This is a genomic window from Streptomyces sp. NPDC048415 (assembly GCF_040651675.1).
Taxonomy (GTDB): Bacteria; Actinomycetota; Actinomycetes; order Streptomycetales; family Streptomycetaceae; genus Streptomyces.
On record NZ_JBEZKJ010000002.1, the window covers coordinates 1 to 26600 of the forward strand.

General features: G+C 69.1%; 23 protein-coding genes and 2 pseudogenes. 10 read left to right on the top strand and 15 right to left on the bottom strand.

Features of this window, described 5'->3' with window-relative positions:
* From AB0D27_RS01575 to AB0D27_RS01600, 6 genes and pseudogenes are all read right to left on the bottom strand, one after another.
* Positions 1–94 (bottom strand): annotated as a pseudogene (locus tag AB0D27_RS01575) (dihydrodipicolinate synthase family protein); the annotation flags it as partial.
* Between the two features lie 256 nt (positions 95–350).
* Positions 351–1961 carry a monocarboxylate uptake permease MctP gene (gene mctP, locus AB0D27_RS01580; protein WP_362500930.1) on the bottom strand — a complete coding sequence of 537 codons (1611 nt, stop codon included), beginning with the start codon at positions 1959–1961 and terminating at the stop codon, positions 351–353.
* Positions 1958–2212, bottom strand: coding sequence for a DUF3311 domain-containing protein (locus AB0D27_RS01585; RefSeq protein ID WP_362500931.1), 255 nt, complete (start codon positions 2210–2212; stop codon positions 1958–1960). The genes mctP and AB0D27_RS01585 overlap by 4 nt, the downstream gene beginning before the upstream one ends.
* Before the next feature lie 168 nt (positions 2213–2380).
* Positions 2381–2581 (bottom strand): YbdD/YjiX family protein, encoded by a 201-nt coding sequence (locus AB0D27_RS01590; protein ID WP_362500932.1) that lies wholly within the window; start codon positions 2579–2581, stop codon positions 2381–2383.
* Entirely contained in the window at positions 2553–4691 is a 2139-nt protein-coding gene (locus AB0D27_RS01595; protein WP_362500933.1) for a carbon starvation CstA family protein, read from the bottom strand. Before AB0D27_RS01595 ends, AB0D27_RS01590 begins: the two co-directional genes overlap by 29 nt.
* 99 nt (positions 4692–4790) lie before the next feature.
* Complete coding sequence (locus tag AB0D27_RS01600) at positions 4791–5555, bottom strand: GntR family transcriptional regulator (protein ID WP_362500934.1); 765 nt, start codon at positions 5553–5555, stop codon at positions 4791–4793.
* Between the two features lie 405 nt (positions 5556–5960).
* Between AB0D27_RS01600 and AB0D27_RS01605 the strand changes: the two genes are divergently transcribed.
* From AB0D27_RS01605 to AB0D27_RS01620, 4 genes are all read left to right on the top strand, one after another.
* A complete protein-coding gene (locus AB0D27_RS01605; RefSeq protein WP_362500935.1) occupies positions 5961–7247 on the top strand; it encodes an extracellular solute-binding protein in 1287 nt (428 codons plus the stop codon).
* A gap of 177 nt (positions 7248–7424) precedes the next feature.
* The gene (locus AB0D27_RS01610; protein WP_362500936.1) at positions 7425–8411 is read left to right on the top strand and encodes a sugar ABC transporter permease; all 987 of its coding nucleotides are present in this window, start codon (positions 7425–7427) and stop codon (positions 8409–8411) included.
* Entirely contained in the window at positions 8408–9259 is an 852-nt protein-coding gene (locus tag AB0D27_RS01615; RefSeq protein ID WP_362500937.1) for a carbohydrate ABC transporter permease, read from the top strand. The genes AB0D27_RS01610 and AB0D27_RS01615 overlap by 4 nt, the downstream gene beginning before the upstream one ends.
* Before the next feature lie 9 nt (positions 9260–9268).
* Positions 9269–10792: a glycoside hydrolase family 3 protein gene (locus tag AB0D27_RS01620; RefSeq protein ID WP_362500938.1), complete on the top strand. Its 1524-nt coding sequence runs from the start codon at positions 9269–9271 to the stop codon at positions 10790–10792.
* A gap of 292 nt (positions 10793–11084) precedes the next feature.
* Here the strand turns inward: AB0D27_RS01620 and nagB are convergent, their stop codons facing one another.
* A complete protein-coding gene (gene nagB, locus AB0D27_RS01625) occupies positions 11085–11870 on the bottom strand; it encodes a glucosamine-6-phosphate deaminase (RefSeq protein ID WP_362500939.1) in 786 nt (261 codons plus the stop codon).
* Between the two features lie 275 nt (positions 11871–12145).
* Here nagB and AB0D27_RS01630 point away from each other — a divergent pair.
* From AB0D27_RS01630 to AB0D27_RS01640, 3 genes and pseudogenes are all read left to right on the top strand, one after another.
* Positions 12146–12688, top strand: a pseudogene (locus tag AB0D27_RS01630) (SIS domain-containing protein); the annotation flags it as partial.
* 150 nt (positions 12689–12838) lie between these two features.
* Positions 12839–13510: a TetR/AcrR family transcriptional regulator gene (locus AB0D27_RS01635; protein WP_362500940.1), complete on the top strand. Its 672-nt coding sequence runs from the start codon at positions 12839–12841 to the stop codon at positions 13508–13510.
* 387 nt (positions 13511–13897) lie between these two features.
* Positions 13898–15364, top strand: coding sequence for a PAS domain-containing sensor histidine kinase (locus AB0D27_RS01640; RefSeq protein ID WP_362501393.1), 1467 nt, complete (start codon positions 13898–13900; stop codon positions 15362–15364).
* Positions 15365–15554: 190 nt separating this feature from the next.
* Here the strand turns inward: AB0D27_RS01640 and AB0D27_RS01645 are convergent, their stop codons facing one another.
* Both AB0D27_RS01645 and AB0D27_RS01650 read right to left on the bottom strand, forming a co-directional pair.
* Complete coding sequence (locus AB0D27_RS01645) at positions 15555–15812, bottom strand: WhiB family transcriptional regulator (protein WP_016639615.1); 258 nt, start codon at positions 15810–15812, stop codon at positions 15555–15557.
* A 318-nt stretch (positions 15813–16130) separates the two neighbouring features.
* Entirely contained in the window at positions 16131–17099 is a 969-nt protein-coding gene (locus AB0D27_RS01650; protein WP_362500941.1) for a diacylglycerol kinase family protein, read from the bottom strand.
* Between the two features lie 939 nt (positions 17100–18038).
* On the opposite strand from AB0D27_RS01650, the gene AB0D27_RS01655 reads away from it, so the two are divergent.
* Complete coding sequence (locus tag AB0D27_RS01655; protein ID WP_362500942.1) at positions 18039–18488, top strand: hypothetical protein; 450 nt, start codon at positions 18039–18041, stop codon at positions 18486–18488.
* A 423-nt stretch (positions 18489–18911) separates the two neighbouring features.
* On the opposite strand, the gene AB0D27_RS01660 is transcribed toward AB0D27_RS01655, so the two are convergent.
* The 3 genes from AB0D27_RS01660 to AB0D27_RS01670 all read right to left on the bottom strand — a co-directional run bounded on the left by AB0D27_RS01660 (position 18912) and on the right by AB0D27_RS01670 (position 21003).
* Positions 18912–20024, bottom strand: coding sequence for an RNA polymerase sigma factor SigF (locus AB0D27_RS01660; RefSeq protein ID WP_362500943.1), 1113 nt, complete (start codon positions 20022–20024; stop codon positions 18912–18914).
* Positions 20021–20434, bottom strand: coding sequence for an anti-sigma regulatory factor (locus tag AB0D27_RS01665; RefSeq protein ID WP_351429616.1), 414 nt, complete (start codon positions 20432–20434; stop codon positions 20021–20023). The genes AB0D27_RS01660 and AB0D27_RS01665 overlap by 4 nt, the downstream gene beginning before the upstream one ends.
* A 308-nt stretch (positions 20435–20742) precedes the next feature.
* On the bottom strand, positions 20743–21003 hold the full coding sequence (locus AB0D27_RS01670) for a UBP-type zinc finger domain-containing protein (protein WP_362500944.1): 261 nt from the start codon (positions 21001–21003) through the stop codon (positions 20743–20745).
* Between the two features lie 60 nt (positions 21004–21063).
* On the opposite strand from AB0D27_RS01670, the gene AB0D27_RS01675 reads away from it, so the two are divergent.
* Positions 21064–22659 (top strand): Na+/H+ antiporter, encoded by a 1596-nt coding sequence (locus AB0D27_RS01675; RefSeq protein WP_362500945.1) that lies wholly within the window; start codon positions 21064–21066, stop codon positions 22657–22659.
* Between the two features lie 40 nt (positions 22660–22699).
* Here AB0D27_RS01675 and AB0D27_RS01680 read toward each other — a convergent pair whose 3' ends face one another.
* The 3 genes from AB0D27_RS01680 to AB0D27_RS01690 form a co-directional block, all read right to left on the bottom strand.
* A complete protein-coding gene (locus AB0D27_RS01680) occupies positions 22700–23545 on the bottom strand; it encodes a pyridoxal-phosphate dependent enzyme (protein ID WP_362501395.1) in 846 nt (281 codons plus the stop codon).
* Positions 23546–23891: 346 nt separating this feature from the next.
* Entirely contained in the window at positions 23892–24482 is a 591-nt protein-coding gene (locus AB0D27_RS01685) for an N-acetylmuramoyl-L-alanine amidase (protein ID WP_362500946.1), read from the bottom strand.
* A 161-nt stretch (positions 24483–24643) separates the two neighbouring features.
* Complete coding sequence (locus AB0D27_RS01690) at positions 24644–24877, bottom strand: hypothetical protein (protein ID WP_362500947.1); 234 nt, start codon at positions 24875–24877, stop codon at positions 24644–24646.
* 202 nt (positions 24878–25079) lie between these two features.
* Here AB0D27_RS01690 and AB0D27_RS01695 point away from each other — a divergent pair, with 202 nt between their 5' ends.
* Positions 25080–26486, top strand: a complete 1407-nt coding sequence (locus AB0D27_RS01695) for a family 2B encapsulin nanocompartment shell protein (protein WP_362500948.1) — start codon at positions 25080–25082, stop codon at positions 26484–26486.
* Positions 26487–26600: the final 114 nt, after the last annotated feature.

Consider the following 26600-nt stretch of genomic DNA (forward strand, 5'->3'; position numbering starts at 1 on the left):
GCCCGGCGTCCCGCGCGAAGGCGGCGAAGCGGGCGGCGTCCGCAACGGCGTACTTCACCCCGATGACGTTCGGGCAGGCATCGGCGAGTTCGGCGTCGAGCGTGGCCGGACGGCGGATGGGCAGCAGCGCCAGGATGACCAGGAAGGCAGCCGCCGCCGAGACGGCGAACACCGCCAGCTCGGCCAGCCACATCCGCCGGGTCGGCACGCACCGGGGCACGTCGTCTACTTCGTGATGCAGTGACACTGCGCCGCCGCCCTTCTGGACTCGTTCCCGTACAGCTTGCCGCACACCCCGGGGCCGTACTGGGCCAGGGCCTCGTTCCCGCCGACCTGAACGTGGCCCGGTCTCAGTGGGACGCGCCTGCCGTGGCCGGCGGGAGTTCCACCTCGACGCCCGGGTCGCCGGCGTCGGCCGTGTAGTCCTCGGGGGAGGTCTCGTCGATGCCGTCGGGGGCCTTGAAGGCGCGGAAGGCGAAGGTGAGGACGACGGTCACGACCACGTTCAGGGTGAACGCCGTCAGGCCGATGTAGCCGATCTCCCCGATCCCGGGGATCTCCTTCGCGCTGCCGCCGAAGTGCTTCTGGGTCGGCGAGGCGACCCCGTACGCGGCGAGCGTGCCGTAGAGCATGCCGACGGCCCAGCCCGCGAGCAGCGCCCAGCGGTGGAACCAGCGGGTGAACAGACCGCCGACCAGCGCCGGGAAGGTCTGCAGGATCCAGATGCCGCCGAGCAGCTGGAAGTTGATCGCGACGGTCTTGTCCATCGTCAGGACGAAGACCAGCGCGCCCACCTTCACCAGGAGCGAGACCAGCTTGGAGATCTTGGTCTGCTGCTGCGGGGTCGCGTCCGGATTGATGAAGTCCTTGTAGATGTTGCGGGTGAAGAGATTCGCGGCCGCGATGGACATGATGGCCGCCGGGACGAGTGCCCCGATGCCGATGGCGGCGAAGGCCACGCCCGCGAACCAGTCCGGGAACATCGTCTCGAAGAGCTGCGGAATCGCCAGCTGGCCGTTTTGCACCTTCACCCCGGCCGCGATCGCCATGAACCCGAGCAGGGCCAGCAGGCCCAGCATCAGCGAGTACAGCGGGAGGATCGTGGTGTTGCGGCGGATCACCTCACGGCTGCGGCTGGACAGCGTCGCCGTGATCGAGTGCGGATACATGAACAGCGCCAGCGCCGAGCCGAGCGCGAGGGTGGCGTACGTCCACTGGCCCGCTTCGGCGGGTACGATCCCGCCCGCGCCGGCCGCCGTGTACTTGGCGCTCGCCGCCTTGAAGATCTCGTCGAACCCGCCCAGCTTGATCGGGATGTAGATGATGGCCACCGCGATCACGATGTAGATCAGCGTGTCCTTCACGAACGCGATCAGGGCCGGGGCGCGCAGACCCGACGAGTAGGTGTACGCGGCCAGCACACCGAACGCGATGAGCAGCGGCAGGTCCTTGACGAACCAGTTGGTGTTCTCACCGCCGCCCACGCCCATGACGTCCAGCACGGCCTGGATGCCGACCAGTTGGAGCGCGATGTACGGCATGGTGGCCAGGATGCCGGTGACGGCCACGGCGAGGGACAGGCTCTTGGAGCCGAAGCGTCCGCGCACGAAGTCCGACGTCGTCACGTATCCGTGCTTGTGGGACACCGACCACAGGCGGGGCAGGAAGGTGAAGATCAGCGGATAGACCAGGATCGTGTAGGGCACGGCGAAGAAGCCGGCCGCGCCCGCCGCGTAGATGGCGGCGGGTACGGCGACGAAGGTGTACGCCGTGTACAGGTCGCCGCCGAGCAGGAACCAGGTGATCCAGGTGCCGAACGACCGCCCGCCCAGGCCCCATTCGTCGAGGCTGTGCTCGTCGTCCGCCCGGCGCCAGCGCGCGGCCAGGAATCCCATGACCGTGACGGCCAGGAAGAAGAAGATGAAGACGCCGAGTGCGACGCCGTTCACGCCGTCCTTCACTTCGACGCACCTCCCGTGCGGGCGCGCTGGTCACGCTGCCACAGCTTGTACGCGGTCATGGTGAGGGCGGTCGAGATGATCACCCACAGCATCTGGTACCAGTAGAAGAACGGGATGCCTATGAACGCCGGGTCGGCCTTCGCGTAGGAGCCGACCCACAACATCGCCACGAACGGGGCGAGCAGGCAGAGGGCGATCACGACGCGGACCGGTGTGACCACCGGTGGCTTCACTTCAGGCACATCTGACATACGGCGGCTCCGTCCCCTCGCTGATCACCCGCGTGATCACTGATCACCTGTGTAACGCGCAGGCAATCTAGGCGACGGCGTCGCGCAAGCGGAACCCCCCGTCCGCATATCGGTCCGCTATGACCTCCGCATATCCGTATATCCCTCCTCAGCAGCGACCAGCCGTCCTCAACAGCAACGGAAGCCCTGCCGGGGGTCCTGCTCCTGACGGTCACTGCGCGCCCGTTCGAACGTGCGACGCGAGGGCACGGGCGCTTCCGGATGGTCCTTGCGGACGTGCGCGACATAGCGGTCGTATGCGGACTCATCGGTCAACTCCCGCACGTACCACCGCACTGCGCTAATCGCCCTGCGCAGCGCCGATCGCATCGCGCTCCTCCGCCTTCTCCTTGCGGGTCGGTATCAGCCCGGCCGGGGCGACGATCTGCGACTCCACGTACGGCGCCTCCCTCAGCGTGGACATCGCGGGGCGGCGGACGTGCCGGACGCACACCCGGGCCGCGTCCGCGATCACCACGACGACGAGCACGGCGAGGACGGCCGAAAGGACGCCGTCCACCGTGGAGTTGGTGACCACGGTGTGCATGTCGTCCATGCTCTTGGCGGGCGGCAGGACCTTCCCGGCGTCGATGCCGTCCTGGTAGACGGACCGTTGCTTGAAGAAGCCGACGCGCGGATCGCCGGAGAACACCTTCTGGTAGCTGGCCGTGAGGGTGACCGTGGCGTCCCAGACCAGCGGAATGCCGGTGACCCAGGCCCACTTGAGGCGGCCGGACTTCACCAGCAGGGTCGTGCAGACGGCGAGGGCCACCGCGGCGAGCAACTGGTTGGAGATGCCGAAGATCGGGAACAGCTGGTTGATGCCGCCGAGAGGTTCATGGACCCCGACCCAGAGGAAGTAGCCCCACAGGCCCGTCACGATCGCGCTGGTGACGACCAGGCCCGGTTTCCAGCTCACGTTCTTGAAGGGCCGGTAGACGTTGCCCAGCATGTCCTGAAGCATGAACCGGCCCACCCGGGTGCCCGCGTCGAGCGCGGTCAGGATGAACAGCGCCTCGAACATGATCGCGAAGTGATACCAGAAGGCGCGCAGACTCCCGCCGGTGACCTTGGAGAAGATCTCCGAGACGCCGATGGCCAGGGTGGGCGCGCCGCCGGTGCGGGAGAGCAGGGTCTGCTCCTCGACCTGGTGCGCGGCCTTCGCGAGGTCCGCCGGGGAGATGGTGTACCCGAAGTGCGCGACCGCATGGGAGGCGGATTCGACGGTGGTCCCGACGACCCCCGCCGGCGCGTTCATCGCGAAGTACAGGCCCGGGTCGATGACGCACGCCGCCACGAGCGCCATGATCGCGACCGACGACTCCATCAGCATGGAGCCGTATCCGATCATCCGGATCTGCGTCTCCTTCTGGATCATCTTGGGAGTCGTGCCGGACGAGATCAGCGAGTGAAAGCCGGACAGGGCGCCGCAGGCGATCGTGATGAAGACGAACGGGAAGAGCGAGCCCGCGAAGACGGGCCCGTCGCCATGCCTGGCGAAGTCCGTGACCGCGTCCATCCTCAGCGTCGGCAGCGTGACCACGACCCCGACCGCCAGCAGCGCGATCGTGCCGATCTTCAGGAAGGTGGAGAGGTAGTCGCGCGGTGCCAGCAGCATCCAGACCGGCAGGATCGACGCGATGAAGCCGTACGCCACCAGCCAGACGACCAGGGTGGAGGGGGCGAGGGTGAAGGTGTCGGCCCAGGACGACTCGGCGACCCAGCGGCCCGCGACGAGCGCGAGCAGCAGCAGGGCGACGCCGATCAGCGAGACCTCCGTGACCCGTCCCGGTCGCAGGACCCGCAGGTAGAAGCCCATCAGCAGGGCGATGGGGATGGTCATCCCGATGGAGAAGGTGCCCCAGGGCGAGGCGGCGAGCGCGTTCACGATCACCAGCGCGAGTACGCCGAGCAGGATGACCATGATGGCGAAGGCGGCGAGCAGCGCGGCGGCCCCGCCGAACGGGCCGATCTCCTCGCGGGCCATCTGCCCGAGCGAGCGTCCGTCCCGGCGGGTGGAGAAGAACAGGACCAGCATGTCCTGGACGGCGCCCGCGAAGATCACGCCGGCGATGATCCAGATGGTGCCGGGCAGGTAGCCCATCTGCGCGGCCAGCACCGGGCCGACCAGCGGGCCCGCGCCCGCGATCGCCGCGAAGTGGTGACCGAGCAGTACGCGCCGGTCGGTCGGATGGAAGTCGATGCCGTTGTTGAGCCGTTCCGCGGGGGTGGCCCGGGTCTTGTCGACCTTGAGCACCTTGTACGCGATGAACTTCGCGTAGAAGCGATAGGCGATCGCGTACGAGCCGAGCGCGGCGGCGACCATCCAGGCGGCCGACACGTTCTCGCCCCGCGCGAGCGCGAGCACGGACCAGCCCGCGGCGCCGATCAGCGCGACGAGGGTCCAGATGACGATGGTTCGAGGCTTGGCGGTACGCACCGTTCGTCCTCCCGTCCATGCGGTGACGGGAGGACCGTAGAGCAACTATGCGAGCCGCACTACCCCAAGTGGCTCATTCCTGCGGGCGCTTGAGCCGCGTCACTCCGCCGGACGCTTCAGCCGTGCCACGAACTTGTACCGGTCGCCCCGGTACACCGACCGCACCCACTCCACCGGCTCGCCCTGCTTGTCGAGCGAGTGGCGGGAGAGCATCAGCATGGGCAGGCCGACGTCGGTGCCGAGCAGCCCGGCCTCGCGCGGGGTCGCGAGGGAGGTCTCGATGGTCTCCTCGGCCTCGGCGAGATGGACGTCGTACACCTCGGCGAGCGCGGTGTAGAGGGAGGTGTACTTGACGAGCGACCTGCGCAGGGCGGGGAAGCGCTTCGCGGACAGGTGGGTCGTCTCGATCGCCATCGGCTCGCCGCTCGCCAGCCGCAGCCGCTCGATGCGCAGCACCCGGCCGCCGGCCGAGATGTCGAGCAGCCCGGCGAGAGTCTCGTCGGCGGTGATGTAGCCGATGTCCAGGAGCTGCGAGGTGGGTTCGAGTCCCTGGGCGCGCATGTCCTCGGTGTACGAGGTGAGTTGGAGTGCCTGGGAGACCTTGGGCTTGGCCACGAAGGTGCCCTTGCCCTGGATGCGTTCGAGCCGGCCCTCGACGACCAGTTCCTGAAGGGCCTGTCGCACGGTGGTGCGCGAGGTGTCGAACTCGGCGGCGAGGGTGCGCTCGGGCGGTACCGGAGTGCCGGGCGACTGCGTCTCCGTCATGTCGAGCAGGTGCTTCTTCAGGCGGTAGTACTTGGGCACGCGCGCGGTACGGATGGGGGCCCCACCCTCGTTCTCCGCACTGCCGACGTCGGTGCTCATGCTCTGCCTTCCCGGCTCCGGATGCCGAAACGACCGACATCCCCATCGGCCACGGCTCACATCGTGGCACGGCTTCTTGTACGAGTGTCCCCTCGCACGCTGCGTGATCCCCTCTATATACCGTCGGCGTCCGTGTTGGTCTAGTCCACCGCGCGGAAGTCGGGTCGGACGGGGGCCGCGAACAGCCCTGTCGTTTATGCCGTTTACCTACTTAAAGGTCCTTGCATATGTAGGTCCCATAACGGACGACTGGACGGGCTTACACACCCTTGACACCCCTCTAGGTCTAGGCCAAGCTCCCCCCTACTGGTCTACACCATTGGTCCAGTCCCGGCCCCACGGGCAGTACTCGGCGTATGTCACGCGGTGGGCAGGGGGGTTTGTGGCATCCCTGAGGAGGGTGGCGTGAAGCGCAAGCTGATAGCCGCGATCGGTATCGCGGGCATGATGGTCTCCATCGCGGCGTGCGGGGACAGTGACAACAAGTCCGGGGGGTCGGGCAAGGGCGCGGACGCCAAGGAGCTGACCGTCTGGCTCACCGTGGACGCGCAGAACAACTGGCCCGAGCTGGTCAAGGCCGCCGACACGGCCGTGAAGGCGAAGCACCCGGGCATCAAGATCAACCACGAGTACTACGGCTGGCCGGACAAGAACACCAAGCTCGACGCCGTGCTCGCCACCGACAAGGCCCCCGACGTCGTCGAGATGGGCAACACCGAGATGCTCGGCTACATGGTCAAGGGCGCCTTCGCTCCCCTCGACACGTCGAAGTTCGACAACTCGAGCGGCTGGCTGGACGGCCTCAAGGACTCGGTCACCTACGACGGCAAGACCTACGGCGTGCCGTACTACGCCGGTGGCCGCGTCGGCAACTGGCGCAAGGACGTGGCCGCTTCGGTCGGTGTCAAGTCCACGCCGAAGACGTACGAGGAGCTCACCTCCGCCCTGGACAAGATCCAGAAGAAGGAGGGGAACAAGTTCAGCGCCTGGTACCAGCCCACCCGCGACTGGTACGCGGCCATGTCCTTCGTGTACGACGCCGGCGGCTCCATCGCCAAGGAGGAGGGCGGCCAGTGGAAGGCCAACCTCTCCTCCCCGGAGTCCGTCAAGGGGCTCAAGGAGTTCAAGAACGTCGTCGACAAGTACATGCACGGCGACAAGACCAAGGACGAGTCCGACCGTTACATCGTCTACGGCCAGGGCAAGTCCGGCATGATCTTCGGTGCTGCCTGGGAGGGCGCGACCTCCGAGGACCCGAAGAACGACAAGACCGGCAAGCTCAAGGGCAACCTCGAGAACTTCGTGGTGCCCGGCCCCTCCGGCAAGAACCTCCCCGTCTTCCTCGGCGGCTCCGACCTCGCCGTGCCGGTGAAGTCCAAGGCGCAGGCCGTCGCCAGTGAGTGGATCAACGCGTTCACGGGTGCCAAGGGCCAGAAGGGTCTGATCGCCAAGGGCAACCTGCCCAACAACAAGATCGACCTCGCGACCCTCAAGAGCGACCCGAAGACCGAGGTTCCGGCCACCGCGGCCGAGAGCAACTGGTTCGTCCCGATGGCCCCGGGCTGGGGACAGGTCGAGAAGGCCCAGGTCCTGCAGACCATGCTGCAGAACATCGGCACCGGCAAGAAGTCGGTCGAGGCCGCCGCGAAGGACGCGGACGCCGCGATCGACAAGGTCATCAACACCAAGTGACCCCCGGCAGGGCCCCGTCGGTCCTCCTTCACGGAGACGCGGGGCCCTGCTTCCCGTACGACCCCTACGACCTGCTCGGGCGACGGGTGCCCTGCTTCCCGTGCGACCTGGTCGGGCGACGGAGGCCCGCTTCCCGTACGACCCGTACGACCTGAGGGACCGCTGAGGAGCGCGCGGATGAGTGCCGCTGATACGACCACCGCCAAAGTGCCGCCTGCGCGGCAGCCGACACCACCACCTGCCGCGCGGGAGCAGCCACGCACAAAGCGGACCTTCGGCGGGGCAGCCGTCCCCTGGGCCCTGCTCGCCCCCTGCCTGCTGATCCTCGCGCTCGTCCTCGGCTATCCACTGGTCCGGCTGGTCACCCTCTCCTTCCAGAAGTTCGGGCAGTCCCAGCTCTGGGGCTTCCAGCCGGCCGAGTCGGTCGGCTTCGACAACTTCGGCAAGGTGCTGGGCGACAGCGAGTTCTGGGCCGTCGTCGTACGGACGATCGTCTTCGCCGCCGGTTCCGTCATCTTCACGATGGTCATCGGCATGCTGATCGCGCTGCTCCTCCAGCGGGTCTCCGGCTGGGTGAAGACGCTCATCAACATCGTGCTCGTGGCCAGCTGGGGCATGCCCATCATCGTGGCGACCACCGTCTTCAAGTGGCTCTTCGACTCCGACTACGGCGTCTTCAACGCGCTGCTCAGCAAGTTGCCGGGCGTCGACATGATCGGCCACAACTGGTTCGCGAGCGGACCTCAGGGCCTGGCCGTGATCATGCTGCTCGTGGTGTGGGGCGCGGTGCCGTTCGTCGTCATCACGCTCAGCGCGGGACTGACGCAGGTGCCGGCGGAACTGGAAGAGGCGGCACGGCTTGACGGCGCGGGCGCGTGGGGCGTCTTCCGTTACGTCACGCTGCCGATCCTGAAGCCGATCATCGTAATGCTCACGACGCTCTCCGTCATCTGGGACATGGGCGTCTTCCCGCAGGTCTTCGTGATGCGCGGTGGCCACCCGGAGGCCGAGTTCCAGCTGCTCACCACCTACTCCTACGACCGCGCCTTCGTGGTCAACGACTATGCGCAAGGCTCGGCGATCGCCCTGCTCACCGTGCTCCTGCTGCTCGGCGTGGTCGCCGTCTACATGCGTCAGATGCTCAAGATCGGAGAGGTCGAGTGACCACGACCACGGCTTCCGCCGTCTCCCGGCCCCGCAAGTCCAAGCTGGGCTGGAACCTGCTCGGCCTGCTCGTCTTCGTCACCGCGGGCTTCCCGGTCTACTGGATGTTCGACACGGCGTTCAAGCCGGCCAAGGACGCCATCGACCCCGACCCGAGCCTGCTGCCCACGGCACTCACGCTCGACAACTTCCGCCGGGCCCTCGACATCGCGGACTTCTGGGGCCCGGTGGGCCGCAGCCTGATCGTGTCCCTGTCGGTGGTCGTGATCGGCGTCTTGGTGGGGATGCTGGCCGCGCTGGCCATCTCCCGGTTCGCCTTCCGCGGCCGGAAAGTCGTGATCGTGGGCATCCTCGCGGTCCAGATGGTCCCGCTGGTCGCCATGATCATCCCGATCTTCCTGCTGTTGAACGACCTCGATCAGTACGACAAGCTCTCCGGCCTGATCATCACGTACCTGACCTTCATCCTCCCCTTCACGGTGTGGACGCTGCGCGGGTTCATCGTCAACATCCCGAAGGAGCTGGAGGAGGCGGCGATGGTCGACGGCTGCAGCCGCACGGGCGCCTTCATCCGAGTGGTCTTCCCGCTGCTGGCCCCGGGCATGGTCGCCACGTCCGTATACGCCTTCATCCAGGCCTGGAACGAATACCTCTACGCCCTGATGCTGATGAGCCAGAAGAACCAGACCGCCACCGTCTGGCTCGGCAACTTCACCACCAAGCACGGCACCGAGTACGCACCGATGATGGCCGGTTCCACGATGATGGCCGTGCCGATCGTCGTCCTCTTCCTCATCGTCCAGCGCAAGATGGCCGCGGGGCTGACCGCGGGCGCCGTGAAGGGATAACGCCACCCGATGACGACACTCGCCAGCGGAACAGACACCCTGACCCGCGATGCGCTCACCGTCCTCCAGCCCGGCTTCAGAGGAATCACGGCCCCCGACTGGCTGCTCCGCCGCCTCGGCGAAGGCCTTGCCTCCGTCGGACTGTTCGGCCGCAACATCGCCTCGCCCGGCCAACTGGCCGCCCTGACCGCCCAGTTGCGCGGGGAACGCGACGACGTACTGGTCGCGATCGACGAGGAGGGCGGTGATGTCACGCGCCTTGAGGTGCGTACGGGGTCGTCCTTCCCCGGCAACCACGCGCTCGGGGCGGTGGACGACACCTCGCTGACCCGGGACGTGGCCTTCGAACTCGGCCGCCGCCTGGCCGCGTGCGGGGTCAACCTCAACTGGGCGCCGTCGGCGGACGTGAACTCGAATCCGGACAATCCCGTGATCGGCGTACGTTCCTTCGGCGCCGACACCGATCTGGTGGCCCGGCACACCGCCGCGTACGTGACCGGACTCCAGGCGGCGGGCGTCGCCGCCTGCACCAAGCACTTCCCGGGGCACGGCGACACGGCGGTCGACTCGCACCACGCGCTGCCGCGTATCGACGTGGAGTCCTCGGTCCTGGAGTCCCGCGAACTCGCCCCCTTCCGGGCCGCGATCGCCGCGGGCACCCGCGCCGTGATGAGCGCGCACATCCTCGTCCCGGCCCTGGACCCCGAGCGCCCGGCCACCCTCTCCCGCCGCATCCTCACCGGCCTGCTCCGCGAGGAACTCGGCTACGACGGCCTCATCGTCACCGACGGCATGGAGATGCAGGCCATCGCCGCGACGTACGGCATCGAGCGGGGCAGTGTTCTCGCCATCGCGGCCGGCGCCGACGCGATCTGCGTGGGCGGCGGACTGGCGGACGACGAGACGGTACGCCGTCTGCGCGACGCACTCGTCTCGGCCGTCCGCACCGGCGAACTCCCCGAGGAACGCCTCGCGGACGCGGCGGCACGCGTACGGGGCCTCGCCCACTGGACGGCCTCCGCCGCTTCGAAGACCGGCGGCTCGGGAAGAACTTCCGTCTCCGACGAGGGAGTTGGCCTGATGGGGCGTGCCGACGTCGGGCTGGTCGCCGCCCGCCGGGCGCTCACGGTGACGCACGCCGAGACGTACAGCCCGCTCACGGACGCGCCGTACGTAGCCGCCCTCACCCCGGTCGCGAACATCGCGGTAGGTGACGAAACCCCTTGGGGCGTCGCAGCGGAACTGGCCCAGCTCCTCCCTGGCACGGAGACCGCCGGCTTCACCGGCGAGAACGCGGGCGCAGCGGCCCTCACCGCCGCGGGCCCACGCCGTATCGTCGCCGTGGTCCGCGACGAACATCGTCATCCCTGGATGGCCGCCGCCCTCGACACCCTTCTCTCCTCCCGCCCCGACACCATCGTGGTCGAGATGGGTGTACCGCAGTCACCGCCGAGGGGCGCCCTGCACATCGCCACCCATGGCGCGGCGCGGGTGTGCGGCCGGGCGGCAGCGGAGGTCATCGCCGGGCAGTAGTCGCGGCGGGGAGCGGTGCGGCACGTGAGCACCTCGGTGCCGGGCCCGCGCAGGGCACGGCACCCACCTCTCCCCGCGGCGGGGGAGCGATGTGGCATGTGAGCACCTCGGTGCCGGGCCCGCGCAGGGCACGGCACCCACCTCTTCCCGCCGCGCCGACCGAGGGGGGTCAGGCGGTAGCGCACATCCAGGTGAGGAATCCGACCATCTCGCCGGTGTCCGAGTGGCCGATGCCGGCGCTCACGCAGACCACCGCGCCCTCCGGTGTGACGACGGCGGTGGGAGCCAGGCTCTAAATTCCCTGCCAGTCCGGCTTGTTCGCAAACGTGTGCCGGAAGTAGTCCGCGAGCTTCAGCTTGGACGCAGCCGCGTCGTCCACGACGACGGTCGCGTGCGGATGGAGCTGCAAGGCGGACGCGGGGCACACCGCGGCCACCGGCCCCTCGACCGTCGCGGCCACCGCGTCCGCCTTGCCCTCGCCCGTCGCCAGCAGCACCAGGTGCCGCGCCTCCAGGATGGTGCCGATGCCCTGGGTGATGACGTGATGCGGCACCTGCTCGATGTCGCCCTCGAAGAACCGCGCGTTGTCGACCCGGGTCTGCTCGGTCAGCGTCTTGATCCGGGTCCGCGAGGCCAGCGAGGAGCACGGCTCGTTGAACCCGATGTGGCCGTCCGTCCCGATGCCGAGCAGCTGGAGATCGACCCCGCCGGCCGAGGCCAGCGCCTTGTCGTACGCCTCGCACGCGGCCTGTACGTCCTCGGCGGTGCCGTCCGGCCCGATGAACGCGTCGATGCCGAGGCCCAGCGGCTCGAGCACTTCCCGCCGCAGCACGGAGCGGTACGACTCGGGATGCTCGGCCGGCAGCCCCACGTACTCGTCGAGCTGGGCGATCCGCGCGCCCGAGGCGTCCACGGCACCGGCGCTCACCTTGGCCGCCAGCGCCTCGTAGATGGGCAGCGGAGTCGAGCCGGTGGCCACGCCGAGCAGGGCGTCGGGCTTGCGCCGGAGCAGCTCCGCCATGGCCTCGGCGATCAGCTCGCCGCCTGCCTTGGCGTCCGGGACGATGACAACTTCCACGCTGGGCCTGCCGATCTGGAGAGGGGACTCAGGGGACTCAAGTGGAATCCGAAAGGGGACACATGTGGTATAGACCAATCTAGCAGAGGCGCCTCCTTCACGTCGCCCCGTAAGCCCACGATGGCGCCCACGAAGGCGCGTACGAAGTACGAAGGTGCCACCGGAAGCGGCCGCCCGCCGATGCGCCAGCCGGACGCGCGAGCTCCCGCCCGGGGGAGTGCAATGGAAACCGCACCCCGAGCCCCGCGCGCACTGAGCCCCCCGCACACCGAGCGGGTCTGCGTGGCGGCGACGGCGCCCCCGCGAGGGCGCTGCCCGACCTGGCCGCCGGACTCCTCGCCCGCCAGGGCGAGGTCAGGTCACTCGCCTCCCGCTACCGCTTCGCCGAGCGCATGGTGATCACCTCACGCGGCTACGGCTATCCCACCGCCAAGGAAGCCGCCCTGAAGCTGATGGAGACCAGCTACGTCCCCGCCCTCTCCTACTCCGGCGCCGACCTCCTGTACGGTCCGCTCGCCATGGTCGACAACATCTCCCCGATCATCGCGGTCGTCACCGACGGCAAGGGCGGCGAGGCGCTCCAGCCCGTGCTCGACCGGCTGCGCGGACGCGGCGCCGACCTCGTCGTCATCGGTCCCCGGGCCCAGGTCGAAGGGGCCTCGGCCGGTTTCGTCCTGCCCACCGAGGGCGTCGCCGAGGAGGTCCAGCCGATCCTGGAGATCATCCCGCTCCAACTGCTGGCCTACGAGGTCACCATCGCCCGCGGCCAGGACCCGGACGCGCCGCGTGCCCTGGCGAAGGTGACGGAAACCCACTGAGCGATGCCTCGCCACTCCCGTGACGCTTGCCGGCCTGCCCGCGAACACGCCCATGTCGGCCCACCTCCAGATTTCACTAGTGATCGCTACAGAAAAAACCCTACAACAGCCCACCGACATTTCTCTAGTACCCGCTATAAAATCCCTGTCATGGTGAACAGGCAGCAGGCCGAGCCGGGAACCGCCGTGCGCAAGGACGCCAGGACCGTGAGCAAACAGCGCGGCCGCCCCCGTTCCTTCGACCGCGAGACCGCGCTGGAGAAGGCGATCCTCGCGTTCTGGGAACACGGTTACGAGGCGACCTCCGTCTCCGACCTCACCCGCGTCATGGGCATCGGCGCCCCGAGCCTGTACGCGGCGTTCGGCGACAAGCGGTCGCTGTTCGACGAGGTCGTCCGCGCGTACGGCACGAAGTACGGCTCCTTCGGTGAGCGCGCGCTGGCCGAGGAACCCACCGCTCGCGCCGCGGTCGAGCGGTTGCTGCGCGAGGCCGCGGTCGAGTACACCGCTCAGGAGCACCCGCGCGGCTGCCTGGTCATCCACGCGGCCACCAACTGCGGATCGCCGGAGGTCGAGGAGTCCCTGCGCGAGCGGCGCAACGCCGACATCGCCGCCTTCGAGAGTCGTATAAGAGCAGGGATCGCGGCAGGTGAGCTGCCCGCCGGCACCGACGCCGCGGCCCTGGCCCGGCACACCGGAGCGATCATCCAGGGTATGTCCCAGCAGGCCCGTGACGGGGCCTGTCGGGAGGAACTGGAAGCCCTCGCCGCCCTCGCCATGGCCATCTGGCCAAGCTCCTGCGCCAATCCCGCCCGTTCATGAACCGAAGCGGGTTAGTCTGCGTGATGGGTGCTGTTGGATGTTGGATAAGCGGACAACAACAAACATCCCGCAGACGCATGGACAGCGGACGCATGGACGCAGGACTATGGTCTAGTCCACAATGCTTGAGTAAGTGAACAAGCCTCCGTCTTCCCCGCACAGGAAGGCGGACCGAGGAACCGGCGCTCTCTGCCCTGACTGCTCCGGCTCCTCTCTTCGGCCGACCGGGACCGCACACCCCACGGCCGTTGTTGCTCCGGGCTGCGGTGCCGGGAGGGTTGAGGGTCCCTCCCAGGCGCCGCGGCCCGCGGGTGTTTCCGGGCCCGCGCGGGTGCCTGATTTCGGGGGTTGTCGTATACCCCGGGTACGCTCGCACACGTGCCCTCCATGAACGACCTCGTACGCCAGCACACCGCCCTCGGTGACTCCGACCTCGAGTGGCTGCATTTGCTGGTCTCGGAGTGGCAGTTGCTCTCCGACCTCTCCTTCGCCGACCTCGTCCTGTGGGTCCCCACCCGCGACGGCACCCGCTATGTCTCCGTCGCCCAGATGCGGCCCAACACCGGCCCCACCTCGTACCAGGACGACATGGTCGGCCACCTCGTCCCGCGCGGCCGCCGCCCCATGCTGGATGCCGCTCTCGACGAGGGCCGGATCGTGCGCGAGGGCGACCCCGAGTGGCGCGAGGAGGTTCCGGTACGGGTCGAGTCCATCCCCGTACGACGTGAGGGGCGCGTCCTCGGCGTCATCGCGCGCAACACCAACCTTCTCACCGTGCGCACCCCGAGCCGCCTCGAACTGACGTACCTCCAGAGCGCCTCCGACCTCGCGCAGATGATCGCGGCGGGCAGCTTCCCGTTCCCCGACCAGCAGGTCGACATGGACGCCTCGCCACGCGTGGGCGACGGGCTGATCCGGCTGGACGCGGACGGCATCGTCCAGTACGCCTCTCCGAACGCGCTGTCGGCGTACCACCGCCTCGGTCTGGCCGCCGACCTGGTGGGTCACAACCTCGGGGTGACCACGGCCGAACTCGCGCCGTCCCGCGGCCCGGTGGACGAGGCGCTGGCCAAGGTGGCCAGCGGCTGGGCGCCCCGCGAGTTCGAGATCGAGAGCGGCGACGGGGTGATCCAGCTGCGCGCGATCCCGCTCAAGCCCAAGGGCACGCGCGTCGGTTCGCTCGTACTGCTGCGTGACGTCACCGAACTGCGGCGCCGTGAGCGTGAGTTGATCACCAAGGACGCGACCATCCGGGAGATCCATCACCGGGTGAAGAACAATCTCCAGACGGTGGCGGCACTTCTGCGGCTCCAGGCCCGGCGCATTGACTCGGACAAGGGCCGCGAAGCCCTGGAGGAAGCCGTACGCCGGGTCGGTTCTATCGCGATCGTGCACGAGACGCTCTCCCAGAACCTGGACGAGCGCGTGGAGTTCGACGAGATCGCCGACCGGGTGCTCGCCATGGTCGCGGAGATCTCACCGGGCAAGGTCACCGGCCGGCGCACCGGCCGCTTCGGGATCCTGGACGCCGAGGTCGCGACCCCGCTCTCCATGGTCCTCACCGAGATCCTGCAGAACGCGCTGGAGCACGGTTTCCGTGAGGGCGACCGGGGCACCGTCGAGGTCTCGGCGGTGCGCGGCGGCACCACCAAGGACGCCCGCCTCCTGGTCACCGTCCAGGACGACGGCGTCGGTCTGCCCGAGGGCTTCGACCCGCACCGCTCGGGCAACCTCGGTCTGCAGATCGTACGGACGCTGGTGGAGGGCGAGTTGGGTGGCACCTTCGACATGGTGGCGGCCCCGGAGCGGGGTACGCAGGTGATCCTCGACATCCCGGTGCGGGCGACGAAGTAACCTGCTCGGCCGACCCGCGCGAGCAATCCACGCGAACGCGAACAGCAATGAGCCCCGGACCACAAGTGATCCGGGGCTGAAAGCTCGTTGCTCAAAAGCGCATCGGGGGTACTGCGCGCTGCGGCTCGGGGGCGGGAGATGCGTACTCGCTGTACGCGCCGCCAAGCTCAGGCTCGTGCGGGGTGGGGCGTCAGGCGGAGGCCTGACGGGCCCGGTTGCGGGCGGCGCGACGCTTCATCGCGCGGCGCTCGTCCTCGCTGAGGCCACCCCAGACGCCGGAGTCCTGGCCGGACTCGAGCGCCCACTGCAGGCACTGCTCCATGACGGGGCAGCGGCGGCAGACGGCCTTGGCTTCCTCGATCTGCAGCAGCGCAGGACCGGTGTTGCCGATGGGGAAGAAGAGCTCGGGGTCTTCCTCGCGGCAAACGGCGTTGTGACGCCAGTCCATGGCTGCTACCTCTCCTTGGTATTACATGCACGTTGCTTGTGAATGTGAACGCTTTCACGAATCCCTCAACAAGTGAAGGGCCGACTACCAGACGGACTGGCGTGGTCCTTGATGTGAGGAGGGGTTCTGGCTCTCTGTGGTGGCCGATGTTGCGGGCCGTCCCGAGCGCCACGTAGAGACTCGCAAACCTCAGCGGCGGATACAACCCCTTCTGGAAAGTTTTTTTTGATTCCTCGGTGTCGACTAGGTCACAGCCGTACTTCTATGGGGTGGACCATGGTCTAAACGTTCGAGTGAAAGGACTTTGGGCCCTTCCGCTCACACAATCACACGCAGTGCACGGCGTACGCCTGTGAACGTCACGCTTGTGCGCAGCCCGAGGTGGTCACCGTCCATCTGAAGGGGCAGCGGCACCTTCGAATGCAAGGTGAAGTCCGTCAGGTCATGCAGGGAGATGGCGTGCCTGCCATGGGGTCCGCGCTCGGGGGACGAAGTGAGCAACTGGGTGGCATACCGGGCGACGGAGGCCGTCGACATGCGGTTGAGGGCGAGTACGTCGAGTCCGGTATCGAACGAGGCCTTAGGTGAGGCGTACACCGGACGATTGCCGAGAAACGTCCACGGCGAGGTGTTGCAGATTATGGACAGGACCAGATCGGTGACCGGGTCCGTGCCGGGGCGCTCCAGGGTGATCGTTCCGTGTCGGCGGTGAGGTTCGTCCAAAAACTGACGTACCACTTGGCGGAGATACAGCGCATGAGAGGAGCGTCTGCCGCGCTCGCGCTGCTGTTCGACCCGGCCGACGACGCCCGCGTCGAAGCCGAGGCCGGCGCAGAAGGTGAACCAGCGGGACGGTACGGCTTCGTCCTCCGTGCCCGGGGTTCCCGCGGCGAGGCCCAGACCGATCGTGCGTTCCCGTTGCTCGCGAAGGGCGTCCAGCAGAGCGCCGGTGGCCTCCACGGCGTCGTTGGGCAGGCCGAGAGCGCGGGCGAAGACGTTGGTTGAGCCGCCGGGGACCACGGCGAGGCGGGGCAGGCGCTCCGGGTCGGGGCCGTGATGGAGCAGGCCGTTCACAACCTCGTTGACGGTGCCGTCACCGCCGAGGGCCACGACCAGGTCGATGTCCTTGCTCTCCGCGGCCTGCCGACCGAGGTCCCGGGCGTGCCCGCGGTACTCGGTCGTGACCGCCTCGAGCTTCATCTCGCTCGCGAGCGCGTGGATCAAGACGTCACGCGTGCGCGCACTTGTGGTGGTTGCTGCCGGGTTGACCACGAGAAGTGCACGCATGCGATGCAGCGTACCTACTGGGTGGTACTCGTCCCAGACCGAGGTAGGGATCAGGTAAGAGATCGGGGCGTGAGCCTGCGCACGTGGGGTGTCCGGCGGGCCGGACCTCGCCCTGACACCTGGCCCGCACCGGTCGGCGGGCGGTCCCTTCGTGGGCCACATCGACCGTGGCGGTCGGCGGACGGGCCCGCGGGGGCGCCATCGACGGCGTGGGCTGGCGTGCGGCTCCTGCGGGACTGGTGACTCCGTCGGTGGGGTCGGTCCTCGCCTGGCCGGCGGCCGCGTTGCTTGGCGGTCGGCTTGCGGGGCCGGTCAGCCGCGAGGGCGGGCGGCCGCCGCCGAGAGCGTTGGCCGCATTGTGGGTCGCGGACGGTCCCTGGGCCCGCCCGCGACCCGGGCCGGGCCGGGCTGGCGAGCGGGCTTCCGTAGTCGTCGGTCGCGTCGGTCTGTGGTGGGCCCTCGCGTGGCTGGGGGCTCGCGTTGGTTGGCGGGTGGCGTGGCTGGGCCTGGAAGGTGTCTGTCGGTCGGCGGGCTTCGGTGGCTATGGGCCGGGTTGGATTGGCGGGCCGCTTGGCGGGGCCGTCGGCGGCGTGGGTCGGCAGGTGGGGTTGCGTGGGCCGGCAGGTGGGGTTGTGTGGTTGTCGGTCGCGTCGGTTTGTGGTGGACCTTGCGTGGAGCTGGGCCCCGTCGGTCGGCGGGCGGCCCGGCCCGGCGGCCCGGCGGTCGGCGCGCCAGCTTTGTGTGGTCGGCGGCCCGGCGGTGGGCGGGCCAGCTTTGTGTGGTCGGCGTCCCGGCGGTGGGCGGGTGGCCGTGCGTGGTCGGTGCCCCGGCGCCCCGGTGCCCCGGCGGTCGCCAGGTGGCCGTGCGTGGTCGATGCCCCGGCGGTCGGCGGGGCACCAGGACCCTCGGCTGTGGCTGGGCGAGGGCTACTCTTCTGTGGTGAGTCCTGAGCAGAATCCCACCCCCGTCGTCCCCATCGCAGAACCCCGCTCCGGGCGGCTGACCGCCGCGGCGGCGCTGGCCGCGCTGGAGGGGCTCGCCCTCGTCGCGGGGGGCGTCTACGTGCTCGTCCTGGGCCTCACAGGCGACCCCGACAACCGCCAGCAGGCCGTGACCGGCGGTATCACGCTGATCGTGCTCGCCCTGCTGCCCCTGCTGGCCGCGCGCGGCCTGCTGCTGCGTCGCGGCTGGAGCCGGGGACCGGCCGTCATCACCCAGATCATGGCGCTGCCCGTGGCCTACAACCTGCTCCAGGCGGACAGCATCGCGATCCCCGGCGGTATCGCCCTGGCGGTGATCGCGATCGCGGCGCTGGTGCTGCTGGTGAACCCGGCGACAACGCGTGCGCTGGGCATCCGCGGACCGGGCGGAGCGGAAGAGCCGAAGTAACCGCCGGGGCGGCTCGGGGGGACCTCGTGAGCCGCGAAGCGCCGGGGTGTCGGCGCACCGAGTTGGGCGGGGGCGCCGACCTAGCCCTCGTGCGGTCGACACATCGCGTCGCGAGGCGGTCCTCACTCCTCCAGCAGCTTCCCGCGGGAGGCGCACGGCGTCCGCGGGACGGCGTTTACACGGCGCCGACGCGTACGGCGTCCGCGTTCGCGGCGTTTACACGGCGCCGACAACTCGGCACCCCGCCGCGAGGCGGTGCCACTTGGAGCTCCGGCAGAGCGGGCCGACATCCGTGGCACGGTGCCGACCGTGCGGCTGGCACCGGCCCCGCAAGGCCGAGGCCACTCCTCCACCAGCACCTTCCCGCAGAGCGGGACAGACGCCGGCCGTGCGGCTGGCCACTGCCCACCCCGCGAGGTGGCCCTACTCCTCCACCAGCAGCTTCTCGCGGAGCTGGGCCAAGGTGCGAGCCAGTAGGCGGGAGACGTGCATCTGGGAGATGCCGACCTCCTGGGCGATCTGCGACTGCGTCATGTTGCCGAAGAAGCGCAGAAGCAGGATCCGCTTCTCGCGGGGCGGGAGGTCCTCCAGAAGCGGCTTGAGGGATTCCCGGTACTCGACGCCCTCCAGCGCCTCGTCCTCGGCGCCCAGGGTGTCCGCGACGGCCGGCGACTCGTCATCCGTGTCGGGGACGTCCAGGGACAACGTGGAGTACGCGTTGGCGGACTCCAGGCCCTCCAGGACCTCTTCCTCCGAGATGGCCAGCTTCTCGGCCAGCTCGTGCACCGTCGGGGAGCGGCCGTGCAGCTGCGAGAGCTCCGCGGTCGCGGTGGTCAGTGCCAGCCGCAGCTCCTGCAGGCGGCGCGGGACTCGTACCGCCCAGCCCTTGTCGCGGAAGTGCCGCTTGATCTCACCGACGACCGTCGGAGTCGCGTACGTCGAGAACTCGACGCCGCGCTCCGGGTCGAAGCGGTCGACCGACTTGATCAGACCGATGGTGGCGACCTGGGTCAGGTCGTCCAGTGGCTCACCGCGATTGCGGAAGCGGCGCGCGAGATGCTCGACGAGCGGGAGGTGCATGCGGACCAGCTGGTTGCGCAGCTCCGCGTACTCGGCGCTGCCCTCCTTCAGCTTGCGCAGCTCGATGAACATCGCCCGTGCCCCGCTGCGGTCGTGGGGGTCGTGCCGGATCTGCTGGGCGCTCGGCCCGTGCTGCGCGCCCTGCACGCTCTGCTCCGCGTCTCGCTCGTGCTCGCTCATAGTCCCGCCCGTCACCATTCCCCGAGCTCGCGGCTCTTCCCCCAGGTTCTCGGCCGTACTCGAACCGGGGGGACCTCCAGGAGCAGGGGAGACCCCAAGCTGCGCTTCGGCGGCCGCCGAGGAGGCGCCGTCCTCCGGGTGCGGCCGGGCCTGCTCGGGGATGCCGTCGACGCCGTCCGTCACGCGCCGAGGCCCGCCGAGGCCCTCGACACGCTCGACGGGAAGCTCTCGTGTGCCGCGCTCTTCGTCCCGCACCGGCCCGTCCCCGTTCCTCACGCCGGCCCGGGTCCCGCGCCGCGCTGTTTGTAGAGGCTGATCGAAACGGTCTTGTCCTCGGCGACGGTGGAGTCGACCTTGCCGGCGAGGGCCGAGAGGACGGTCCAGGCGAAGGTGTCCCGTGACGGAGCGTGACCGTCCGTGGTCGGGGCTGAGACCGTGACCTCCAGTGAGTCCTCGATGAGCCGGAAGACACAGCTGAGCACCGAACCGGGGACGGCCTGCTGCAGCAGGATCGCGCAGGCCTCGTCCACTGCGATGCGCAGGTCCTCGATCTCGTCGAGGGTGAAGTCCAAACGGGCCGCGAGCCCGGCCGTGGCCGTGCGCAGCACCGACAGATAGGCACCCGCGGCCGGCAGCCGGACTTCCACGAAGTCCTTCGTCGCGGGCTCGCCTGCGATCTGGGACACCCTCACCTCCATGGTGGTACAAGCTCATTCGAGCTCTTTCGGGGGCCGAGGGTCGCCCCCCGGGGTAACGCGCTACGTGGTTCAGCGGTGACGCTACCGCGCTCCCAAGTTTCCTGTCCTGGGGGCCCCGTCCCTTGCTGTCACTCATAGTAAGCCTATGAGTACGCACAGTGGCTAGGGGTCTGCGGCCCCAAATAGGAAGAGCGCGCGCCGGGTTGACGTACCCAGGCGTCAGACGGTCGAACCGTCCGGATCGCGGGCCACACGCGTACGCGATCCGCGAGCCCTACCAGTATGCCGTCGACGCGTCATACGAGGACGTGGTCGACGAAGCACCAACGCCAGCTCTCCCCGATCTCGAACGTGCGCATGATCGGATGCCCGGTGTCCTTGTGGTGCGCCGTGGCGTGCCGCAGCGGCGACGAATCGCAACAACCGAGGTGCCCGCATTCCAGACACAGGCGAAGCTGCACCGGGTGTGTGCCGGCCGCCAGACACTCCAGGCAGGTCTCGCTCAGCGGATCGGGCTCGGGGTGCGGCAGCGCGTCGGCATGCGTGCACTGTTTCATGATTGCCAGGTTACGTCGGGTGTGCGGGAAGCCGCGCGAGAACGAGGGCGGGCGAAGACGATGCACGTTTTGCCACTTCTGTTGCTGGTCGCGGGCAGCGCGGCGGTCGCCGGAGCCGCCCGCCGCACCCCGGTCCCCGCACCGCTCCTGCTCGTCACGGCCGGCCTGCTGATCTCGTACGTCCCCGGGGTGCCCCCCTACGAGCTCAACCCAGAAGTCGTGCTCCCGCTGCTGCTGCCCCCGCTGCTCTACACAGCGGCCACCGACAGCTCGTACCTCGATCTGCGGGCGCAACTGCGGCCCGTCGCGCTGTTGTCGGTCGGGTACGTCCTTTTCGCGACCCTGGTGGTCGGCTGGGCCGCGTATCTGATCGTGCCGAGCCTGCCGCTGCCCGCGGCGCTGGTCCTGGGAGCGGTGGTGGCGCCCCCGGACGCGGTTGCCGCGACGGCGGTGGCGCGCCGGGTGGGGCTGCCCTCGCGGATCACCACGATCCTGCAGGGCGAGTCGCTGGTGAACGACGCGACCGCGATCACCGCCTACAAGGTGGCGCTCGCCGCCGCGGTCGGTGAGGGCGCGACCTGGGCGGGCGGCATCCGCGAGTTCCTGCTGGCGGCCGTCGGCGGCGTCCTCGTCGGGCTCGTCCTGATGATCCCGATCCACTGGGTGCGCACGCACATGAACGAGGCGCTGCTCCAGAACACCCTCTCCTTGCTGATCCCGTTCGTCGCGTACGGGCTCGCCGAGTGGGCGCACGCCTCCGGAGTGCTCGCGGTGGTCGTCGTCGCGCTCTACCTCGGGCACCGCTCCTGGGAGGTGGACTTCGCGACCCGGCTCCAGGAGGAGGCGGTGTGGAAGATGGTCGCCTTTGTGCTGGAGTCGGCGGTGTTCGCACTGATCGGACTGCAACTGCCGGTCGTCCTCAGGGGACTTGGGCAGTACGGGGGCGGGCGCGCCGTCTGGTACGCGGTGGCCCTCTTCGTCGTTGTGGTCGCGACCCGGTTCGTGTGGGTGTATCCGGCGACGTTTCTGCCGCGTCTGCTGTCGGCGCGGATCCGGGAGCGCGAGGAGAATCCCACCTGGAAGGGGCCGTTCATCGTCGGCTGGGCCGGGATGCGCGGCGTGGTCTCGCTCGCCATCGCCTTCTCCATCCCGCTCACCGTGCACGGCGGCAGGGCCTTTCCCGATCGCACTCTGATCCTCTTCCTGACCTTCACCACGGTCATCGGGACCCTGGTCGTGCAGGGGCTGACGCTGCCCCCGCTGATCCGCCTCCTCAAACTGCCGGGCCGTGACGCGCAAGCCGAGACGCTCGCCGAGGCCAACGCGCAGGCGCAGGCCTCCCGGGCCGCCGAAGAACGCCTCGAGGAACTCCTCAGCGACGAGCGCAACGCCCTGCCCCCGCCCCTCGCCGACCGTCTGCGCAGTGTCCTGGAACGGCGCCGGAACGCCGTCTGGGAGCGCCTCGGCGCGGTCAACCCGGTCACCGGCGAGACCGCCGACGACACCTACCGGCGGCTGTCGCGCGAGATGATCGGCGCCGAGCGCGAGGTCTTCGTGAAGCTCCGGGACTACCGCTACATCGACGACGAGATGCTGCGGACCCTGCTGCGCCGACTGGACCTCGAGGAGGCGGCGGCCTATCGGGAAGCGGCGTGAGCATTGCTTCACTACTTCATTGCTTCACCGCTTCACTGCTTCAGGAGAGCGGTGCTCCGGTGATGACGGCCGCCACGGTCGTCCCGCGCGCGAACGCGCCCTCCTGGACCAGGGCGACAAGTCCGTACAGCATCTTGGCGACATAGAGACGTTCGACGGGCAGCCCGTGGCGGTGTTCGAAGTCGTCGGCGAAGGCGTCGAGTTCGGGGGTGGTGCGGGCATAGCCGCCGAAGTGGAAGCGGTCGTCGAGGGACCAGGTGCCGCGGCGGCCACCGAAGGCGGCCTCCTGCAGGGCCTCTATGTCGGCCGCCAGGAAGCCGCCCTTGAGGACCGGGAAGCCCAGGGCGCGCTGGCCGGGAGCGAGCCCGGCGGCCAGGCCCGCGAGGGTGCCGCCGGTGCCGCAGGCGAGGGCGGCTACGTCGACACCGCCGTGACCGCGCAGCTCCACGCCGAGCTCCTGGCAGCCGTGTACGGCACGGGAGTTGCTGCCGCCCTCGGGCACGACGTACGCGTCCTCGGCGCCCGCCGCGCGCAGGATCCCGGCCAGCGTCTCCGGATCCGTCTTGCGGCGGTAGGTCGATCTGTCGACGAAGTGCAGTCGCATACCGTCGGCCGCGCACCGGGCGAGTGAGGGGTTGAGGGGCCGGTCGGCCAGCTCCTGGCCGCGGATCACGCCGAGGGTGGACAGGCCGAGGAGGCGGCCCGCGGCGGCCGTCGCCCGCAGATGGTTCGAGTAGGCCCCGCCGAAGGTGACGATCGTCCGGCCCGTCGCCGCCTGAAGGTTCGGGACCAGCTTGCGCCACTTGTTGCCGACCAGCTCCGGGTGGATCAGATCGTCGCGCTTGAGCAGCAGCCGGACGCCCTGGCGCGCGAAGCGCTCGTCCATGGCCTCCCGCAGCGGCGACGGGAGTCGCGGCCGCAGGCCGGTCGGGCCGAGCGCTTCGGAGACATCGAGCGCTTCGGAGACATCGAGCGCTTCGGGGACGTCGAGCGCTTCGGGGACGTCAGGGCTGGTCACCCCGCCATTGTCGGACATGTGTCCGCAGGCGGTGCGCCGACATGTGTCCCCAGGCGGTGCGCCGACGGGTGCCCGCTTGCGATTGCCGCCTTCGGCTGTCTGCCCGCGTCGGGTGCCTTCGGCTGTCTGCCCGCGTCGGGTGCCTTCGGCTGTCTGTCCGCGTCGGACGCCTTCGGCTGCCTCCCCGCGACGGCCGCCTACGGCTGCCCGCCGGTCACTTCAGCCGCTCGCGGATGCGCTCCCGCAGGGAGTTCATCGTGAATCCGCGGGGATCCATCTTTCCCGGCTGCCATTCCAGGTGGCCGATCACCGAGCGCTCCGTCCAGCCGTGGTGCCGGCAGATCGCGGCGGAGACCTTTTCGATGGTCGCCATCTGAGCCTCGGGCCACGGGTCCTTTCCGTCGCCGAGGTTCTCGCACTCGAAGCCGTAGAAGTGGCGGTTGCCGTCGGTGTTGGCCTGGTTGTCGTGTGGGAGCGCCTTCTCCGCGATCACCGCGCGCAGCACGTCGTCGTCGCCCAGACCCGCGTGGTTGGCGCGGCCGTAGCCGACGAGATGGAGGACGCCGTCCTTGGTGATGACGCCGTGGCACAGCGGTCCGGGCAGATACTCGTAGCCCTCGCGGCAGATCTCGATGGTGCGCTCGCTGCCCGAGGTGACCGTGTGGTGGATCATCACGCCGTGCACCGGACCCCAGGGGCCCTTGTGATTGCGGTTGTGATGCTCCCAGTCGCCGACCTCGACGACGGTGACGCCTTCCTCTCTGAGCCGGTCCAGGAAACTGCCCGCGGACATGGGTGGGGCCATGCCGCCTCCTTCGTGCCGCACGTCGGCCGCCTGTCGCGGCCGTCTCGTACCGCAGCTTTTACCCGTAACAGGGCGGCCGGGCCCACTCGTTCGTACAGCGTGCGAGCCGATCCGGACAGGAACGGAGGAACCGGTCGATCCGGACTGGAGGGACTCGTCGGTCAGGAGTGCAGGAACGCGTCCCCGTGTGTGGCTATGTGGCTCTCCAAGGCCTGCAGGGCCTGCTGTGTCGCCTCGGGGGAGCCGCTGCCGCGCCGCTCCGCGTAATACGCGGCGCCCAGTCTCTTCAGGAGGTCGCCGCCGGCGCGCTGCGCCTGCACCTCGTCGAGCTTCTGCTTGCCCTGCGTGAGGCCGCGCTGCGCCTGTTCTCTGGCACGGTCCAGGAAGCCTGCCACTGCCGTCTCCCGTCGTTGTCCGTCGCATGCTCCAACGGTTGGCCGGATCTTGGAGTTCCCCGCCACGACCGCTCGACAAAGTGGGGCCCTCTGCCCACTCCCCCCTGATCCATTCCCGCTCATTCGTGTAATAGCACCGGCACACTCCGTGATGGAAGGCTGGTCCCCGCAGATCCAGTGCACGACCGGGAGGGCAATTTTCATGTCGGTAGGCGAAGAGGTCCGCGCGCAGCAGGGCAGGCCGCAGCAGAGTCTCGGCACATCCGCCGCGCGGAACCTGGCCACCACCACCAAGTCCGCACCCCAGATGCAGGAGATCAGCTCCCGCTGGCTGCTGCGCATGCTTCCGTGGGTGAATGTGCAGGGTGGCACGTACCGCGTGAACCGGCGGCTCAGCTACTCCGTGGGCGACGGCCGCGTGACGTTCGTGAAGACCGGTGACCGCGTTCAGGTCATCCCCGCGGAGCTCGGCGAACTGTCCGTACTGCGCTCGTACGAGGATCAGGAGGTACTCGGCGAGCTCGCCCAGCGCTGCCAGCAACGGGAGTTCGCACCCGGCGAGGTGCTCGCCTCGTTCGGCAGCCCGGCAGACGAGGTGTTCCTGCTCGCCCACGGCAAGGTAGAGAAGATGGGTACGGGTCCCTACGGGGACGACGCGGTGCTCGGCGTCCTCGCCGACGGCGCGTACTTCGGGGAGCAGGCGCTCATCGACCCGGACGCCATCTGGGAGTACACGGCCCGCGCGGTCACCGCGGTCACCGTGCTCACGCTGCCCCGCCAGGACCTCGAGCAGGTCGCGGAGCGGTCCGAGTCCCTGAGCGACCACCTCCAGGAGCTGCGCGCGATTCCGGAGCAGCGCACCAACAAGTACGGCGAAAAGGAGATCGACCTCTCCGCCGGCCACACCGGAGAGCCGGACATCCCCGGCACCTTCGTGGACTACGAGGCGGCGCCGCGCGAGTACGAACTGAGCATCGCGCAGACCGTGCTGCGCCTGCACACGCGCGTGGCCGACCTCTACAACCAGCCGATGAACCAGACCGAGCAGCAACTGAGGCTCACCGTCGAGGCGTTGAAGGAGCGCCAGGAGCACGAGCTCATCAACAACCGGGAGTTCGGCCTGCTCAACAACTGCGAGTATGACCAGCGGCTGCAGCCGCACGACGGTGTGCCCAGCCCCGACGACCTCGACGAACTGCTCAGCCGCAGGCGCGGCACCAAGCTGTTCCTCGCCCACCCGCGCGCGATCTCCGCGTTCGGCCGCGAGTGCAACAAACGCGGACTCGTCCCCGAGAGCGTGGAGATCGCGGGCAACCGCATCCCGACCTGGCGCGGGGTCCCGCTGTTCCCGTGCAACAAGATCCCGGTCAGCGACACCCGTACGACCTCGATCATCGCCATGCGTACCGGCGAGGCCGAGCAGGGTGTGATCGGGCTCCAGCAGGCGGGCATCCCGGACGAGATCGAGCCGAGCCTGTCGGTGCGCTTCATGGGCATCAACGAGCAGGCGATCATCTCCTACCTGGTGACGGCGTACTACTCGGCCGCCGTGCTCGTGCCCGACGCGCTCGGCATCCTGGAGAACGTCGAGATCGGCCGCTGGCGGTGACCTCCCCGGAGCCGGTGGCCGTCGTGTTCCCGCCCCTCGGGGCGGGTACACCCAGGGGGTACACGCGTTCATGACGACGGAGACCAAGCAGAGCCCTACCGACATCCGGGATAG